The 15,390-nt window shown below is 32.3% G+C and carries 13 protein-coding genes and 1 pseudogene; 1 reads left to right on the top strand and 13 read right to left on the bottom strand.

Going from position 1 to position 15,390, the window contains the following annotated elements; genetic code table 11:
* Positions 1–6: 6 nt before the first annotated feature.
* The 3 genes and pseudogenes from IEU51_RS09425 to IEU51_RS08840 form a co-directional block, all read right to left on the bottom strand.
* Positions 7–174, bottom strand: coding sequence for a hypothetical protein (locus tag IEU51_RS09425; protein WP_308808186.1), 168 nt, complete (start codon positions 172–174; stop codon positions 7–9).
* A gap of 82 nt (positions 175–256) precedes the next feature.
* Entirely contained in the window at positions 257–928 is a 672-nt protein-coding gene (locus IEU51_RS08835) for an ABC transporter ATP-binding protein (protein ID WP_186088430.1), read from the bottom strand.
* Between the two features lie 3 nt (positions 929–931).
* A pseudogene (locus IEU51_RS08840) lies at positions 932–1,998 on the bottom strand (ABC transporter permease).
* Between the two features lie 263 nt (positions 1,999–2,261).
* On the opposite strand from IEU51_RS08840, the gene IEU51_RS08845 reads away from it, so the two are divergent.
* Positions 2,262–2,426 carry a hypothetical protein gene (locus IEU51_RS08845; RefSeq protein WP_186088429.1) on the top strand — a complete coding sequence of 55 codons (165 nt, stop codon included), beginning with the start codon at positions 2,262–2,264 and terminating at the stop codon, positions 2,424–2,426.
* A 469-nt stretch (positions 2,427–2,895) separates the two neighbouring features.
* Here IEU51_RS08845 and IEU51_RS08850 read toward each other — a convergent pair whose 3' ends face one another.
* The 10 genes from IEU51_RS08850 to IEU51_RS08895 all read right to left on the bottom strand — a co-directional run bounded on the left by IEU51_RS08850 (position 2,896) and on the right by IEU51_RS08895 (position 15,385).
* Positions 2,896–4,416: a UvrD-helicase domain-containing protein gene (locus IEU51_RS08850; protein WP_186088428.1), complete on the bottom strand. Its 1,521-nt coding sequence runs from the start codon at positions 4,414–4,416 to the stop codon at positions 2,896–2,898.
* A gap of 1 nt (position 4,417) precedes the next feature.
* Positions 4,418–6,160 carry an ATP-dependent nuclease gene (locus IEU51_RS08855; RefSeq protein ID WP_186088427.1) on the bottom strand — a complete coding sequence of 581 codons (1,743 nt, stop codon included), beginning with the start codon at positions 6,158–6,160 and terminating at the stop codon, positions 4,418–4,420.
* A 305-nt stretch (positions 6,161–6,465) separates the two neighbouring features.
* On the bottom strand, positions 6,466–6,849 hold the full coding sequence (locus IEU51_RS08860; RefSeq protein ID WP_188349298.1) for a hypothetical protein: 384 nt from the start codon (positions 6,847–6,849) through the stop codon (positions 6,466–6,468).
* 8 nt (positions 6,850–6,857) lie between these two features.
* Positions 6,858–7,049: a hypothetical protein gene (locus IEU51_RS08865; protein WP_186088425.1), complete on the bottom strand. Its 192-nt coding sequence runs from the start codon at positions 7,047–7,049 to the stop codon at positions 6,858–6,860.
* A 31-nt stretch (positions 7,050–7,080) separates the two neighbouring features.
* On the bottom strand, positions 7,081–10,176 hold the full coding sequence (locus IEU51_RS08870; RefSeq protein WP_186088595.1) for a type I restriction endonuclease subunit R: 3,096 nt from the start codon (positions 10,174–10,176) through the stop codon (positions 7,081–7,083).
* Positions 10,160–11,377: a restriction endonuclease subunit S gene (locus IEU51_RS08875; protein ID WP_186088424.1), complete on the bottom strand. Its 1,218-nt coding sequence runs from the start codon at positions 11,375–11,377 to the stop codon at positions 10,160–10,162. Before IEU51_RS08875 ends, IEU51_RS08870 begins: the two co-directional genes overlap by 17 nt.
* Complete coding sequence (locus IEU51_RS08880) at positions 11,367–12,884, bottom strand: class I SAM-dependent DNA methyltransferase (protein ID WP_186088423.1); 1,518 nt, start codon at positions 12,882–12,884, stop codon at positions 11,367–11,369. Before IEU51_RS08880 ends, IEU51_RS08875 begins: the two co-directional genes overlap by 11 nt.
* Before the next feature lie 89 nt (positions 12,885–12,973).
* Positions 12,974–13,498, bottom strand: a complete 525-nt coding sequence (locus IEU51_RS08885) for a hypothetical protein (protein WP_186088422.1) — start codon at positions 13,496–13,498, stop codon at positions 12,974–12,976.
* Between the two features lie 3 nt (positions 13,499–13,501).
* On the bottom strand, positions 13,502–15,103 hold the full coding sequence (locus IEU51_RS08890; RefSeq protein WP_186088421.1) for an N-6 DNA methylase: 1,602 nt from the start codon (positions 15,101–15,103) through the stop codon (positions 13,502–13,504).
* Positions 15,104–15,232: 129 nt separating this feature from the next.
* Positions 15,233–15,385, bottom strand: coding sequence for a hypothetical protein (locus tag IEU51_RS08895; RefSeq protein WP_186088607.1), 153 nt, complete (start codon positions 15,383–15,385; stop codon positions 15,233–15,235).
* Positions 15,386–15,390: the final 5 nt, after the last annotated feature.

The raw sequence follows: 15,390 nt of genomic DNA on the forward strand, positions 1-15,390 counted from the left end.
ATCAGCTTAATCGATTTCTTGTGTAAAAATAAACTGCGATAAAGCGTGTTCTTGATACGGTCTTAGTTTATGACCTAAATTATCTGCGACATAATCAGGCACTTCTGGTGGTGGATCTGAAAAAATACTATTAAACTTCTCTACAATCTGCTTGTGTAAGATCTCATTACTCATCTTTTACACCTTCTTTTTGATATTAACTCACAAAGTCCCTAAATCTATGTAGAGATATAGGGACCAATTAAATTAGAAGATTTTAGGGTTCTTGAAGTAATACGCCATCCTTCATTTTAAATACACGATCACAATAGTCGATGAGTCTGGTATCGTGAGTAACAACAATTGTTGTTGTATTCTTATTTTTTGTTTCATTTCTTAAAAGTTCCATCACTTCAAATGCACGGTCAGAATCCAGTGAAGCGGTCGGTTCATCTGCAAGTATTAATGATGGGTTGCTGTAGAGTGCTTTAGCTATTGCCACCCGTTGCCTTTCTCCCCCTGATAAATCATTCGGATATTTATTTTTTAAATCTATAATATCCAAGTCTTCATAAAGTGAATTTAATTCGTCAGGGGACATATTATTTTTCTTCACTTTATCTAATAATTTAAATTGTTTTTCTACTGTTAAAAACGGAATGAGATTAGAGGCTTGCAGAACAAATCCAATTTCATTTAAACGCACTTTAGAGCGTTTTTTCTCACTTAAGTGAGAAATTGAGGTCCCATTAATACTCACATTTCCATCAGTTGGTGAAAGAAGGCCACCAACAATAGTTAGAAAGGTACTTTTTCCAGAACCAGAAGGACCTATGATCGCAATAATTTCTCCTTTTTCTGCTGAGAAATCAGTATCTTTTAATGCATGTACTTTCTTGTGCCCTTTACCAAATGTCTTATTCACATTCTTCAATTCTAAAACAGACATCGATTATCCTCCTATCGCTTTTAATGGATCAATTTTAAATATCGTAAATACAGAGAATACAGCACCGAGAATTGCAACAATGATTATAATAACACCATATAAAATCATGGTAACAATATCGAATGACACCGGTACCTCACTTGGTAAAAACTTTCCGGTAATCAAAGTTAAAATGAATCCTACAAAGACACCTAAAAAAGCTAGAATAAACGTTTGAGCAATTACAGATTTCGCGAGATATAAATTAGAAATACCTTGTGCTTTCATTAGACCAAACATGCTAATCTTTTGTACAGTCAAGACATAAAGGAAAATCGCTACAATCACTGATGAAATAATGAATAAGAAATAAATCATAAATGTTAACGTCAAATTTTGCTCAGTATATCCGGGTAAGTTTTCAATGAACGTTTCAATTTCTACACCCTCTAATTCACTATTAGAAACACTATCCTGAATGTCACCCCGCACAACAATCGCGTTAATTTGATCTTTCATGTTTGGATTTTGTGCTTTTCCAAACTTTACTTCTTTGAAAGTATCTAAATCTCCATATAATACAGGCGCAGCATTAAACCGTGACTGATTTGTAAATCCAACAATTTTAGCTTTTCTTCAGATGATGATAACTGAAGGGTATCCCCTATCTTAAATCCATCATCCTTTAATGCATCACTTGCAATCACTTCATTCTTTTTACTAAATGCTGTTCCTTCTTCGATATTTGGCATCAAAAATTCATCTTTCCGAATACCAAACAACGCAATATTTGTTTTCTTGTCACCCGCTCTAGCAATTGCATTGATTTGTCCAAGAACAGCCGTTTCCTTTGCGTCCACATCTTTCTCATTATCTAAATCAAGAGAAGATTGAGATAAACTTCTATCAGACTCCTCTGTTAAAATAATGCCATCCGCTTCCCACTTGTCAACAGCTTCTCTATTTAAATCTTTTAATCCAGTAGCCAGACCAGATAAAAAGAATACGAGATAAGAAACGAGCATTAAAACTCCAATAATTAAAATAAATCGGAGTTTATTTTTCATGATTTCATTCCATGCCAAAAACATAAACTTCCAACCCTTCATCTAAACTTCTTATTAATCATTTATATCATAATCTCTATAAAATAATGGTTTAAAAGCCTCACACTGCTTATAAGATTTAAAAAAACAAAAACCTATCATCAAAAAAGATGATAGGTTTCATAGATTACATTATTCCCGGCATAAGATAGCCAGTAAAATAGCATAAAATCAACTTTTAACAATTCGATGAAATCAATATTCTTAGAAAAAAGAAAATAAAAGATATTTGAAAAGATGAAAATTGAGTGGAGAATAGACATCAATTTAGAGCAAGAATTCGAAATGTAAACTATGAGTATTTAGAGGATTATCAAATTAACAATGATTATAATACAATCGGTGAAGCAGTAGATGCAATTATTGCAGAACACCGTGAATTAAGCAAAAAAATTGGAGTCTTAATTATATAACGAACGTTGTGAACAAAGGTGTGGAAGCAGAAAAATGAATCCAACTTTGTAAATCTATTCGCTGACACATAATTTGCAACATATTGTATCCAACTCGAACTAAATAACATCCAGCAAATGTTTAATGATCGTAATGACGAATTGAATAAGTTACTAGATTTATACGAAAAGACAATGAATTTAGTTGTGAAGAAACTGGATGAAGATGAATATAAAAAGTGCCCACGCAGAAAAACTTTTGCATGAGCTTTGTTATGGTTATTCACTTATATATAGTTTTCGTAAGCTTCTTTTTACTCTGTACTTTTCTTTCATCGTTAGTAAAAGTTCAATAAATTACTGATATTGGGAATATTTTCTTGCAAATTAAAATAAGTCTGTTTTATTCATTAAAGGTAAAAAGTAGTTTCTGACAGATATCCTAAACATAATTTTCTGGATTTCACAAAATCGATTTTTCCAAAAGTTCTTATTCAGATAACATATCTACGCTTTTAAATAAATTATATGTCTTACTCATCCCTAATCTATAAGAATGAGATACTATATGCTCCTCATACGAATTCGAATCATCAACCATTATAAACTTATCTTTCGCCCTAGTAATGCATACATAATGGTTCTGATATCCTTCTCCAATGTGTACTTTGTAAAATCTAGAAAAGCTAATTACTTGGCTAAATTCCAATCCTTTTGAGCCAAATACTGTCATAACTTTATATTTGTCCTCTATCTTTTTAAATGCAATATGGTACTGATCTTCTTTCACTGTTTCATAAAGTAAATTCATTTCATCTTTTGTAAACTTAATCTCTAACAATTTTTCTAACTCAATTAAAGTGCTACAAAACGTCTCTTGATCACACTTCAAATTCCCTTTCAATTTCTTGAGAATCACTTCTACTCTTCGCACCATTTGTCGTCTTGAATCTACATTTATATTTTCGATTAAATCATAAATAGAGAAATTATTATCGATTACATAGCACGCAAGCTGATATAACAAATGATTATTAGGAGTATTATCATCTATTGGAGTTCTCGGGATAAATTGAAAGTTATAACCTTGTTCATTTAGTCTTTCGGCACATTCTCTAGCATCATTGTTATAGTTAATAATAATTGTAATTTCTTTATCAGGATCAATCTCACCTTCATAAACTAGTCGAGAAAAGCTTGATGTAAAATCTTTTAATTTACAGTGAACTACTCGCTTCACTTTTTCACTATACTGATTGTTAAAATATTTAGTATTATGAAGTAGGTTTGCATAATTTACTATCTCATCATGACTCCTAAAATTCATGACTAATTCGTAATGCTTGAAATCATCGCTATCCAATTTTTCAAATATATTTGGTTGTGCACCCCTCCATATATAAATTGCTTGTTTAGGGTCACCAACGATAAATAACTTTATACCAAGTACTTCTTTAAGATACATAAATAGTTCGTGCATATCTAAATCTGAATCTTGATATTCATCCAGAAAAATCATTTCATATTTTGATTGTAAATATTGACGAGCTGCAGTATTATTTTTTAAGATATCTAAAGCTAATCGAAACTTGAAATTCTCTTTGATGTCATAAAAGACTCCTAGTTTCTCTTGCTCAACAAGTGATATTTTCCCACTTTCAAAGTCATGGAATTTAAAATCATAATCGATGGTAAAATCACTTTGGAATTCTGGTCCATAAGTATCGGTAATAAACGGACGAATTATTTCGTATTCAACAAAAGAATCGTTAGTTTGGGCAAAAAACTCCTTTTTTACTCCTTCTAAGATGGCTTTCTTCTTGATTTCTTCAGTAGCCTTAGTTGTAAAGGTTATTGCGGCTACTGTCTTATGATTATTTATTTCTTCAAGTACCTTTTTTAATTTCTTTATCATTATTGTTGTCTTCCCAGATCCAGCACTTGCTGAAATTACTATACTTCCTTTTTCATACAATATTGCATCTCGAGCTTCCTGATCAACAATTATCATATTAATCTACCAGCCTTTTCAATGCTTTAAATAAATCATGTTCTATTATTGTTGAACAGTCTGTTGCGGTAAGATCTTGGGTAAGCTTTAGCATATTTAACATTTTAGCTCTTTGCAGATACTCTATTGGAGTACTACTCTTTAAAATCTCTTTCATTCTATCTCCTATAGCCTCATACAAATCATGTTCTAAATCTATTTCCGATAGATAAATGTCTTTGCTTTCTAGAGTTTTAATAGTTTCCTCTTCTGTTTCATAAATATCTTTTTTTTCTTCTTTTACTAGTCTTTCTTTATTAGATCCTAACCAAACTTTTTTGCCATTTTCGTCTATGCTTGAATAATCAATCTCAACGAATTCTTTCTTAGTCATTTCCACCAATTCAAGGCATCTATTAAATCCTATTAAATCAAAATGGGTCTTTTCATTACTTTTTGCCTTCAAGTCATTATCTGTCTTAACAATAGTAATAATCTCCAAAGCTTTTAAAACTTTATAATAGGGCTTAAATTTTATCCCATCAACCTCCAGGATATATCCACCTTCTAATTCATAAGTGGGGTTTGTTTCTTCTAAAACCTTTTCAAATAATACACGCTCTGAAGGACCCTCAATTAATAATACTTTATCTGCAAATAAAGCTGTAGATAGAGAACGATTCAATTCTTGCTTCAAACTTTTATAATCTTCATCCACATGATAAATATGCGATGCACAATTAACTCTGTCTTTGTTGTAAATTCTAATTAAGGAAGCGTTATCCATTTCATATAATAACTCTGAAGAATGTGTTGATAAAAAGAAATAATCATATACTTCATTTTCAAATAACTGTTTGGAAAGTGCTATTTGCATAGATCTATGCAAACTATTTTCAGGCTCTTCAATTAAATATATAACAATTTTATTTGATTCGTATTCTTTAGTTAAATAATTAAGCAGAGAATATGCCAATATCTTTTTTCTTCCATCTCCAGAAGTTGGATAATGTTTTTCGTCCCCATCACGTTTTATGTATGGAGTTAGATCACTGAAATACCCATTTATAGCCATTTCGGACTTCATTTCAATTTTAATTTCTTCCTTTTTTAAATTTTTGTATTCCTCAGTTAGTATATTTTGAAAATCTTGGATTACTTCCATTTCACTAATTTTTTCGTTCATACCGTCTGTTAAATCTTGGATTTCATTGGATAATACTATATCATCTTCACTCAATCTTCTTTGATCAAACAATTTCTTTCTATTTCTTGAAAATGTATTTTCTAAATTAATAATTGGATCAATATAAACTACTTTAAATAACCTATCTAAATCAGATATTAAACCTGTTTGAGGAACTTCCTCAAGCTCCTCAAATACACTTCCCCAATACAATGTAGGAGCACCAAAATATTCCGATTCATCGTATATACCTTTTACTTGGATATAAAACTTTTCAAGATCCTGCTGTTTTCTGCTACCACGCACTTTAGAAATAACGTGTTGAGAATCTTTATTTTCATTATTACTTAAATCTATCTCTAGAGTTATTTCGATCTCTAGATTAGTGTTTTTTTGAAAAAAATCACTATCTCTAAATCCATCTTTTCGTATTTGCCGATCTAGCAAAAACCTTAAAGCATATAGTAAGTTAGTTTTCCCTACATCATTCATTCCAAAGATTACATTTTGATTAGTTAATTGAATCTCAACACTTCCAAAGTTCCGAAAATTTTTCACAATCAATTTTTTTAATTCCAAAAGCCATCTCTCCATTCTAATGTTTGATCCAATCTGTAATATAGATAAAGGTCAGGTAAGAGCATAAGGGGATTTTTTCCCCTCTTAACGTATGGAATTAGGCAAAGCCTAACAAATGGATGGGGACATGTTTTTTGTACTTGTCACAAGCATGTGACTTTAAATAAGTAACTTGTCACGCTGTTGTGACTATAGTTAAAACAATGATTCCTACAAAACTAGGTTCCCCATAGTGTTAGTAGGTATCGGTTTCCATTTATGCTCTTTCTTCTAGAAGAAACCAATGCATTAAGTTACAGTACAATCTAATTTTCTTGATGTATTTGCCTTCTAGTGTCATTTGGATCAATTACATCTGCAATTCTAGCTAAAGAAATTGTTTGTTCCCTTTCTAATATTAGATGTTCGTGTTGATAAAAATTCAATAGATTATCATCAATATTAAAAGTTTTTTCTAAAAATGATTTATCTAAGTTCTCATCCATATCCAATTCTGTATATATTGAAGAAAATACTTCAATTAGTTTATCATTTTGTTCATTTGAGCTTTTTTGTTCTTTTGGTTTTGATGCAATATTATAAAAACTTTTTAGTGCATCCATTACTTCTCTGGAATCATGGAATAAAGCAACTACGCCATTTAAAGCCGAACTAAATTCTTTTGATCCTATATCATGTTTGTAGCTCATTAACTGTATTAAAAGATTATATTTTTTAACCAAACACTATTTTTCTTTTCCATATCTTTTAACTTTAATTCGAAGTTATGTTCTTTATTTTTTAATTCGTTTTGGAATTGTTGATTAGATTTATTTAATTTATAAGAAAAGTATATCGAAGTAATAACACCAACTAAACCTAGTCCTCCCCCAATGAATCCTCCTAACACATCTGTTATCTCCCTTCAATAGAAATTAAAACTACATATTCTCCGCCATTAATTCCGCCTGCTTAACTACTGTTTCCACTGCCATCTTTTGTAGATCTGGTGGATAACCGTATTTTTTCAGTAACCGTCTTACGGTAATTCTCATTTTAGCTCTTGCTGATTCACGTAGGTTCCAGTCAATGCTCATATTCTCTTTAATCGATTTTGTAAGCTCGTGAGCGATTGCCCGCAATACTTCATCACCTAGAACTTCTTCTGCTGTATCATGTGAAGAAAGTGCATCATAGAATGCAACTTCTTCTTTAAGCATGCCATGATTTTCTCCTATTTTATATGACTCATTCATTTCTTTTGCTAGTTTAATAAGTTCCTCAATGACTTTAGACGTCTCGATTGCACGTTTATTGTATTGGTTCACAGCATTTTCTAGCATTTCTGAAAACTTCTTCGCTTTAACTAAATTGATTTTCTGAACAGCTTTGATTTTCCCTTGTAACAGACGATTTAATAGTTCTACTGCTAAGTTTTTCTGAGGTAATCCTCGAACATCTTCCAAAAACTTATCCGAAAGTATTGAAATGTCCGGACTATCTAACCCTAGAGTCTCATATACATCGACTACTTCTTCAGAAATGATTGACTTTGAGATTAATTGATTAAGCTGATCATCAATTTGCGCTGTTGTTTTCTTGCCACTTCCTGATGGTATAAGCTTCATTAACCCTGATTTAACCGCTTTAAAGAATCCTATTTCAGCATTTAACTCTTGTGCTTCCTCTTCAGTTGAACATAAAGCAAACGCTTTAGCTAATTCAGTTACCGTCTTTATGAAATGCTTCTTATCTTCGTCACCTAAACCAATAACAAAATCCATTGTTTCCGTAATAGCTTTCATTCGCTCTGATGATTTATCGGATAAAAAGTGCTCATAATTATGTTGATAAAGCATATCTTGAATAATTTCGTATTTTTCGAGCATAAGATCAACTGCAACTGATGTGTCGATGCCTGTATTTTCACGGTCAGATTCTGTATATTGCTTTAAAGCTTCTTTTAAACTATCTGCAATACCTATATAGTCAACAATTAATCCTCCTGGTTTATCTTTAAACACACGGTTAACGCGAGCAATTGCCTGCATCAAGTTATGTCCACGCATTGGCTTATCCACATACATTGTATGCATAGATGGTACGTCAAACCCTGTTAACCACATGTCACGAACGATAACAAGTTTCAATTCGTCCTCATTATCTTTCATACGACGTGCTAAAAAGTCTCGACGTCTTTTGTTACCAATGTGTTGCTGCCAATGTTCAGGATCATTTGATGCGCCTGTCATAACAATTTTGATTACACCTTTATCATCATCATAAGAATGCCATTCTGGTCGAATTCTTATGATTTCTTCATATAAATCAACAGCAATCCGACGACTCATGACAACGATCATCGCTTTACCATGAATGGCTGTCTCTCTATTTTCATAGTGATCCACAATATCCTTCGCTAATTGGTCAACCCGACTCTCTGCACCTGCTAGAGCTTCTAAACGTGACCATTTGGATTTCAATCGTTCACGGTCAGACTCTTCTTGGTATTCAGTAATCTCTTCATAATCACTATCAATATTCAAATCTTCAGGTAATTGAAGTGGGATGATTCTACTTTCATAGAAAATACGAACGGTTGACTCATCTTCTACTGATTGAGTCATATCGTAAATATCAATATAATTACCAAATACAGCAGGCGTATTTTTGTCTGCCATTTCAACTGGTGTACCAGTAAATCCAATGAATGACGCATTTGGTAATGCATCACGCATATATTTTGCATAGCCATATTTTGTTGCAATATCTGAATTTCCCTTTTGCATCTCTGCTTGAAAACCATATTGTGTACGATGAGCTTCATCTGCCATCACAATCACGTTCTTACGTTCCGTTAAAGCATCCATCGTGCTTGATCCTTCTTCAGGGGCAAACTTCTGCATCGTTGTAAAGACAATTCCACCTGATTCAACGGCTAATAAATCTTTTAAATCACTTCTTGTTTCTGCTTGTTTTGGTGTCTGACGTAATAAATCTTTCGACATCGAAAAAGTTCCATACAGTTGATCGTCTAAGTCATTTCTGTCTGTTAAAACGACAACAGTTGGATTATCCATCTCTAATACAAGTTTCCCCGTGAAAAAGACCATGGATAAACTTTTACCAGAGCCTTGTGTATGCCAAATAACCCCAATTTTACGATCTCCATCCGCACTTGAAGCTCGTTTTGCTTGTTCTACTGCCTTATTGACTGCGTAATATTGGTGATAAGCAGCAACAATTTTAAAGGTATTCTCTCCATCTGATTGGAAGACAACAAAGTGACGTAAAATATCTAATAGTACATCTTGTTTAAACATCCCACGTAATAATGTTTCAAGTTGAGGATTTGAAGTCGGAGCAATTGTTTCTCCGTCTTCTGTACGCCACATCATGAAACGTTCTTCGTTAGCAGTAAGTGACCCTGCTCTTGCGTTTACCCCATCACTAATTACTAGGAAAGTATTATATTTAAACAATGATGGAATTGCCCGTTTATAGGTTTGAATTTGACGAAATGCCTCTGTAATCCCTGCTTGTTCATTTGTTGAACTCTTTAATTCGATCACAACTAGTGGTAAACCGTTTACAAAAATAACGACGTCTGGTCGTTTATTGTTCTGTCCCTCAATAACCGTAAATTGATTCACTGCAAGAAAATCATTATTATTCATATTTTCAAAGTCAAATAACCATAATTTTTCCGTTGCATTTCTGCCATCATCTGTACGATATTCTACATCAATTCCATCTGTCACGAACTTTTGGAAATTACGATTATTTACAATTAGGCTAGGTGATTCAATCATTGTAACAAGTTGAATCGCACGCTCAATCGAACTAGAAGAAGCTGACGGATTGATTTTCCGTAAAGCTTCCTCTAAACGATCATGTAAAACAACTTCTTGATAAGACTCACGCTCTGGATATTCTCCATCTACGGCAATATCTGGACCATGAAGTCTTTCATACCCCAATTCTTCTAGCCATTCAAGGGTTGCTTGTTCTAAATCATCTTCATGAAATTGGTACATCATCCGTCACCTCCATGTCATCTGGTAGTTCGATTTCTCCTGAAAGGAGTTTAGGTAAGAGTGTATCTCTCACATTCATTAATTTCACATTCTCTTTATTAATAGAATTAATATACAAAGATAGGATTGATATGGTATTGTTAAATTTGTTATATAATTCTTTATTAGGAACTAAGATTTTCTTTTTAATAAAATGAGTTACCTTAATACTAGGTTGTACAGAACCAATATTAAGTTGCTTTATTTCTTCCTGTTGATAGATCAAATACTGATATAAATAAAATGGATTAATTGCGATACTTCTTAATGCCACAACATTTTGCGCTATCGTTCCAAAGTTTCCTTCAAAAAACATTTTCATAGACGCAATACTACCCACAGTAGAGAAAAGAATATCATAACGTTGAGGATGACCTTTTCTAAACCAATTATCATATGTATTTTTATTCACATATTTTGTGCACATACCATAATTTATAACTCTACTATCTCCAGATAAAGCTTTCACATCAATAATTGGATATTCACTATAGTTTACTAACGGAGGAGTTTTTCCGCGATTGTCTATAATTTCAATTAAATCTTTTAAAGTTTTTACATCCCATCCCTCTGGTATCATCCCAAGTTCACTTTCAACCATTTTTCCACCACTTGATTTGTATGGTTTTCCTTCTTCATTAGGAAATTCAAAATCAACAAACCAATGTTTGAATAAAGTTTGGGCAAGTTCTTCAAGATTTGCAATGATGGAGTTGTTTAGTTCGATTTTTTCGAACAATTTATTCAAGGTTTGCGCTACTTTTTTTTGTTCTTTTAAACATGGTATACGTACTTTAAGATTCGTTAAATCTTTAATTGTAATCTGAGATTGTGCCGATCCAGTATCAAGATAACGTAATTTTAATGAATTTAAATAATACATCATATATGTCTTATCAGCCTTTTTTTTATCTAATTCAACTATGATAGATAGATTGGTAATATATGACTTCTCTGGAGCTAATTTTACATCACCAGTTCCTCCTACACCACGAGCCACGACTATAAGCTGTTCTGTTTCATACATGTATTCATCATAATACCCCGAAACTTTATATCCAGTATATATTGGATAACCCTTAACTTTTATTCGATCTTTTTTTGGCATTTTACCGTATTTAAATGTTGAAATTTCACCTAATTTATAGTCTTCAAACCTCATACCCAATCCCCCCAAGTACTTCGCGGATTTGGTCTTCTAGTTTCTTTGATTCTTTAAATCGCGCGGATAATTCTCTTGTTAGTCTTTCCATTTTCTCTTCAAATGGAATAGCGTCATCTTCCTCTGCTTCTAAACCAACATAACGACCGGGTGTTAAAATATAATCATGTTCACGCACTTCTTCTAAGTTTGCAGCCTTACAGAAACCAGCAATATCTTCATATGTTTCTTCTTTCGTTCCACGCCAAGCATGATAGGTTGTTGCAACCTTTTGAATATCTTCTTGTGAGAATTCTTTCAACGTACGTGTTGCCATATGACCTAAATTACGCGCATCAATAAATAATATTTCTCCTGAACGTTCACGTTTACCGTTTTTCTTTTTATTTTTTGTAATGAACCATAGACAAACAGGAATTTGTGTAGAATAAAAGAGTTGTCCAGGTAATGTGACGATACATTCTACAAGATCTTCTTCAATTAAGTTTTTACGAATTTCTAATTCAGATGATGTATTCGTAGACATAGATCCGTTTGCTAAGACAATTCCAGCTGTTCCTGTGGGTGCCAGTTTTGATACCATATGTTGAAGCCAAGCATAGTTCGCATTCCCTGTTGGTGGTGTACCGTATTTCCAACGTAAATCATCTTGAAGACGTTCTCCACCCCAATCACTAATATTGAATGGAGGATTCGCTAAAATATAATCAGCTTTCAAACGCTTATGTAAATCATTATGGAAAGTATCTGCATTTTGCGCTCCTAAGTTGGCATCAATTCCGCGGATAGCCAAGTTCATTTTTGCTAACTTCCAAGTTGTCGGGTTTGATTCCTGACCGTATACTGCAATGTCACCTAATTTCCCTTGATGTTCTTCTACAAACCTTTCACTCTGAACAAACATACCGCCAGATCCACAGCAAGGGTCATAAACTCTTCCTTTATATGGTTCAAGCATTTCAACGAGTAGCTTTACTACGGATTTAGGCGTATAGAACTCGCCTCCACCTTTTCCTTCAGCACTGGCGAACTTCGATAAGAAGTATTCATAAACTCTTCCTAGAACATCACTTGAACGACTTTCTTTATCCCCAACTTTGAATGAAAACATATCGATAGTCTCACCAAGTCTAGTTTTATCTAAATCTGGTCTCGCATAGTTTTTAGGAAGAACCCCTTGTAAACTAGCGTTTTCTTTTTCAATCGCAATCATTGCTTCATCAATAATCTGACCAATTTCAGGTCTTTTAGCATTATCTTTAATGTACGACCATCTCGCTACTTTAGGTACCCAGAATACATTTTCAGCTAAATATTCATCTTTATCCTCTGGATCAGCATATTCTTCTTCTTGTAATTGTCCATGTAATTCTTCAAATGAATCAGATACGTACTTTAAAAAGAGTAATCCTAATGCAACGTGTTTGTATTCTGATGAATCCATGCTTCCTCTTAATTTATCAGCCATCTTCCATAATCTTTCTTCTAATTTAATATTTTCGGACATAATAAAACTCCTAATATAATATTTTTGTACTTATTTCTCTTATCCCTATCATACCAATACTTATGAGAATAATCTTATACTATAAATCACTATAAATTTGCTAACTGGAACTTCAATGACGTTGCAATTGCTTCTCTTAAATTTGACTTAGTAATCTTCAGTTTATTTGATGTTCTCAGTACATGAATTTTTGGATACAGTCCTTCTGAATTTTCCTCCAAATATTCAACAGGATTATTAGCATCTTTAATTCCTCTTACTTTATGAGGTATTGAACCAACAAAAACGTCAGAATATTTTATGCTATGTTCTAAGTTTGAAAAGTCAAAGTTGGTTAAATTCTCGATATTTATACATTCAAAATCGTCTTTTAGTTTCGCTTCCTTGAAAATTCCAGTGATATCTTTTTCTTTTAAACCATTACCTATACCAAGTATAAGTACTTTTGCATCTTCAGATATCGTTGAACTTTTATTATTATCATCTTCGAACTGATATTTATTAATAAACATGTTTAGGTTTCCTGATTCATTGAAAAACCTTGCCTCTTCACTTAACTTCTCAAATAAATCATCTAAATATACTCTAAGATCTTTATAAGATAATTTTGCCATCGATTAAACCTCCAATGTTTTTTCAAATAATGATTTAATATCAGATTGGAGATTATTAATTTTCTCTAGATAACTTGTGTAATCGATGATAGTTTCTTCCATTTGTTTTGCAATTTCTTCTTGCTCTTCTTGATTTAATAGTGAAACTTGAAAATCATCTAAAGATTTTTTTGAGATGACATTAATTACACTTCCAGAACTTAATTGTTCAAGTTGCTCAGTTGCTAGCTGGCTTGTTAAGAAAGAGAATAAATAATATGGATCGATACTTGAATCTTTAACTCTCAATATGTTTAAATTCGAACTTACAATCATATTTTTATCGGAAATATCTTCACGTACTAACGCTACTTTGAATCCTGATCCTCTTGCTGTAATAACGATATCCAGAGGCTCTACTTTATATCTCTTATACTCTTCAAAAACCTCACTACTTATTTCTTGTTGAGGAAAGAAGATATTGTAATCTTGGATATCAGAAAGATTTATTAAGTATCCTGCTTTAGCTTTGGATTTATCATCATCTAAAATTTTCTTAGATATATCTCTTCCTCTGATTACATCAACTAATGAAGTTAAACTTACAGGATTAATTAAATTATCTACTACATTATTAACATATCTTTTAGCATTCAAAGCATAATGCTTCTTTCTAATCTCATCTTTTGTAATGACACAAGATATACTGGTATTTTGTTCAAAAGAATGAATAATCTTTTGAATATTTGATTCGCTAAACTTTGCTTCAAAACGATTTTTCACTTCAAATTCCTCACTCGCATCAATGAAAGTAATGTCTTCAGCATTATTTTTCGATAGCACTAAAATAGACGTTGAGATTGATGTAAGCTCCAATATATTTTTAGGCAACTGTATTACTGCTTTAATCAGACCTGATTCTACAAGTTGCTTTCTAATATCAGCATTATAATCAGAAGTCAGAGCACTGTCTCTGATAACAATTACCCCTACTCCATCATTGTCTATATTGTGCAAAATTCTGTTCACAAAAACCCACTCAAGGATACGTCCTTTTGTTGTTAGAAATTCTTCTCCAGCTTGTTTTGCAATATCATCAAATTGATTTTTGTTTGCATTCAAAAATAATCCATCTACAAAAACAGAATCATATTTTTTAGTATTAGAAAAGTTAAAAGTAGAATCCACATTAGATATTTCTTTTTTAGCATCAAGTTTATCTAAAATAATATTACTTATTTTAATTGCATCTGGATTAATTTCCTCACCTTCTAATTCAGTGTAATTATAATTTTTAGCAGCTTTATAAAGCATATGTCCTACACCAGATCCCAAATCAAGAATCGAATTAGATTTAGATTTTTCCTTGAATATTTCTAATGCTAGATTTTCAATTGAATCATTAAAGAAAAAGATATTTTCATAATTAGTGCCTTTTAATGAATAAAATAGATTAATTAATTCCTCTTCGCTTTTTGACAATAAATCTAATTCAAAAACTATATCTTTATTTAATTCTGGATTATCTCTATTCTCTATAGTACCAAGAATCGTATTTCGTACTTCTTCTAAATGCCATCGTCCTCTAAGTTTTTCTAGTTGTTTCCACTGTTTGTTTTCTGACATAAAATCATCCCCTGGTTAATGTTAACCTAATAATAATCTAATCCGTAAACGATGTCAAGGTTAATGTTAACCATTTTATTTTTTAAACAAAAAAACTCCCCCACCTCATGGTGAGAGAGTCCTAATTTATTACATCATGCCCGGCATGCCGCCCATTCCCATATCCATATTGCTTTCTGGTTCTGGGATGTCTGCGACTACTGCTTCAGTTGTTAAGAACATTGAAGCTACTGATCCTGCGTTTTGCAGTGCACTTCTTGTTACTGTAATTAGTCTGTTCAATAGTA

The organism is Phocicoccus schoeneichii (assembly GCF_014635565.1).
In the GTDB taxonomy this organism is placed as follows: Bacteria; Bacillota; Bacilli; order Staphylococcales; family Salinicoccaceae; genus Phocicoccus; species Phocicoccus schoeneichii.

What these genes read in the sequence shown, in the direction of transcription:
- IEU51_RS08860 (WP_188349298.1), bottom strand. Translation starts at nt 6,849, where the DNA reads ATGAGCTACAAACATGATATAGGATCAAAAGAATTTAGTTCGGCTTTA.
- IEU51_RS08850 (WP_186088428.1), bottom strand. Translation starts at nt 4,416, where the DNA reads ATGATAATTGTTGATCAGGAAGCTCGAGATGCAATATTGTATGAAAAA.
- IEU51_RS08880 (WP_186088423.1), bottom strand. Translation starts at nt 12,884, where the DNA reads ATGTCCGAAAATATTAAATTAGAAGAAAGATTATGGAAGATGGCTGAT.
- IEU51_RS08890 (WP_186088421.1), bottom strand. Translation starts at nt 15,103, where the DNA reads ATGTCAGAAAACAAACAGTGGAAACAACTAGAAAAACTTAGAGGACGA.
- IEU51_RS08875 (WP_186088424.1), bottom strand. Translation starts at nt 11,377, where the DNA reads ATGAGGTTTGAAGACTATAAATTAGGTGAAATTTCAACATTTAAATAC.
- IEU51_RS08835 (WP_186088430.1), bottom strand. Translation starts at nt 928, where the DNA reads ATGTCTGTTTTAGAATTGAAGAATGTGAATAAGACATTTGGTAAAGGG.
- IEU51_RS09425 (WP_308808186.1), bottom strand. Translation starts at nt 174, where the DNA reads ATGAGTAATGAGATCTTACACAAGCAGATTGTAGAGAAGTTTAATAGT.
- IEU51_RS08885 (WP_186088422.1), bottom strand. Translation starts at nt 13,498, where the DNA reads ATGGCAAAATTATCTTATAAAGATCTTAGAGTATATTTAGATGATTTA.
- IEU51_RS08870 (WP_186088595.1), bottom strand. Translation starts at nt 10,176, where the DNA reads ATGTACCAATTTCATGAAGATGATTTAGAACAAGCAACCCTTGAATGG.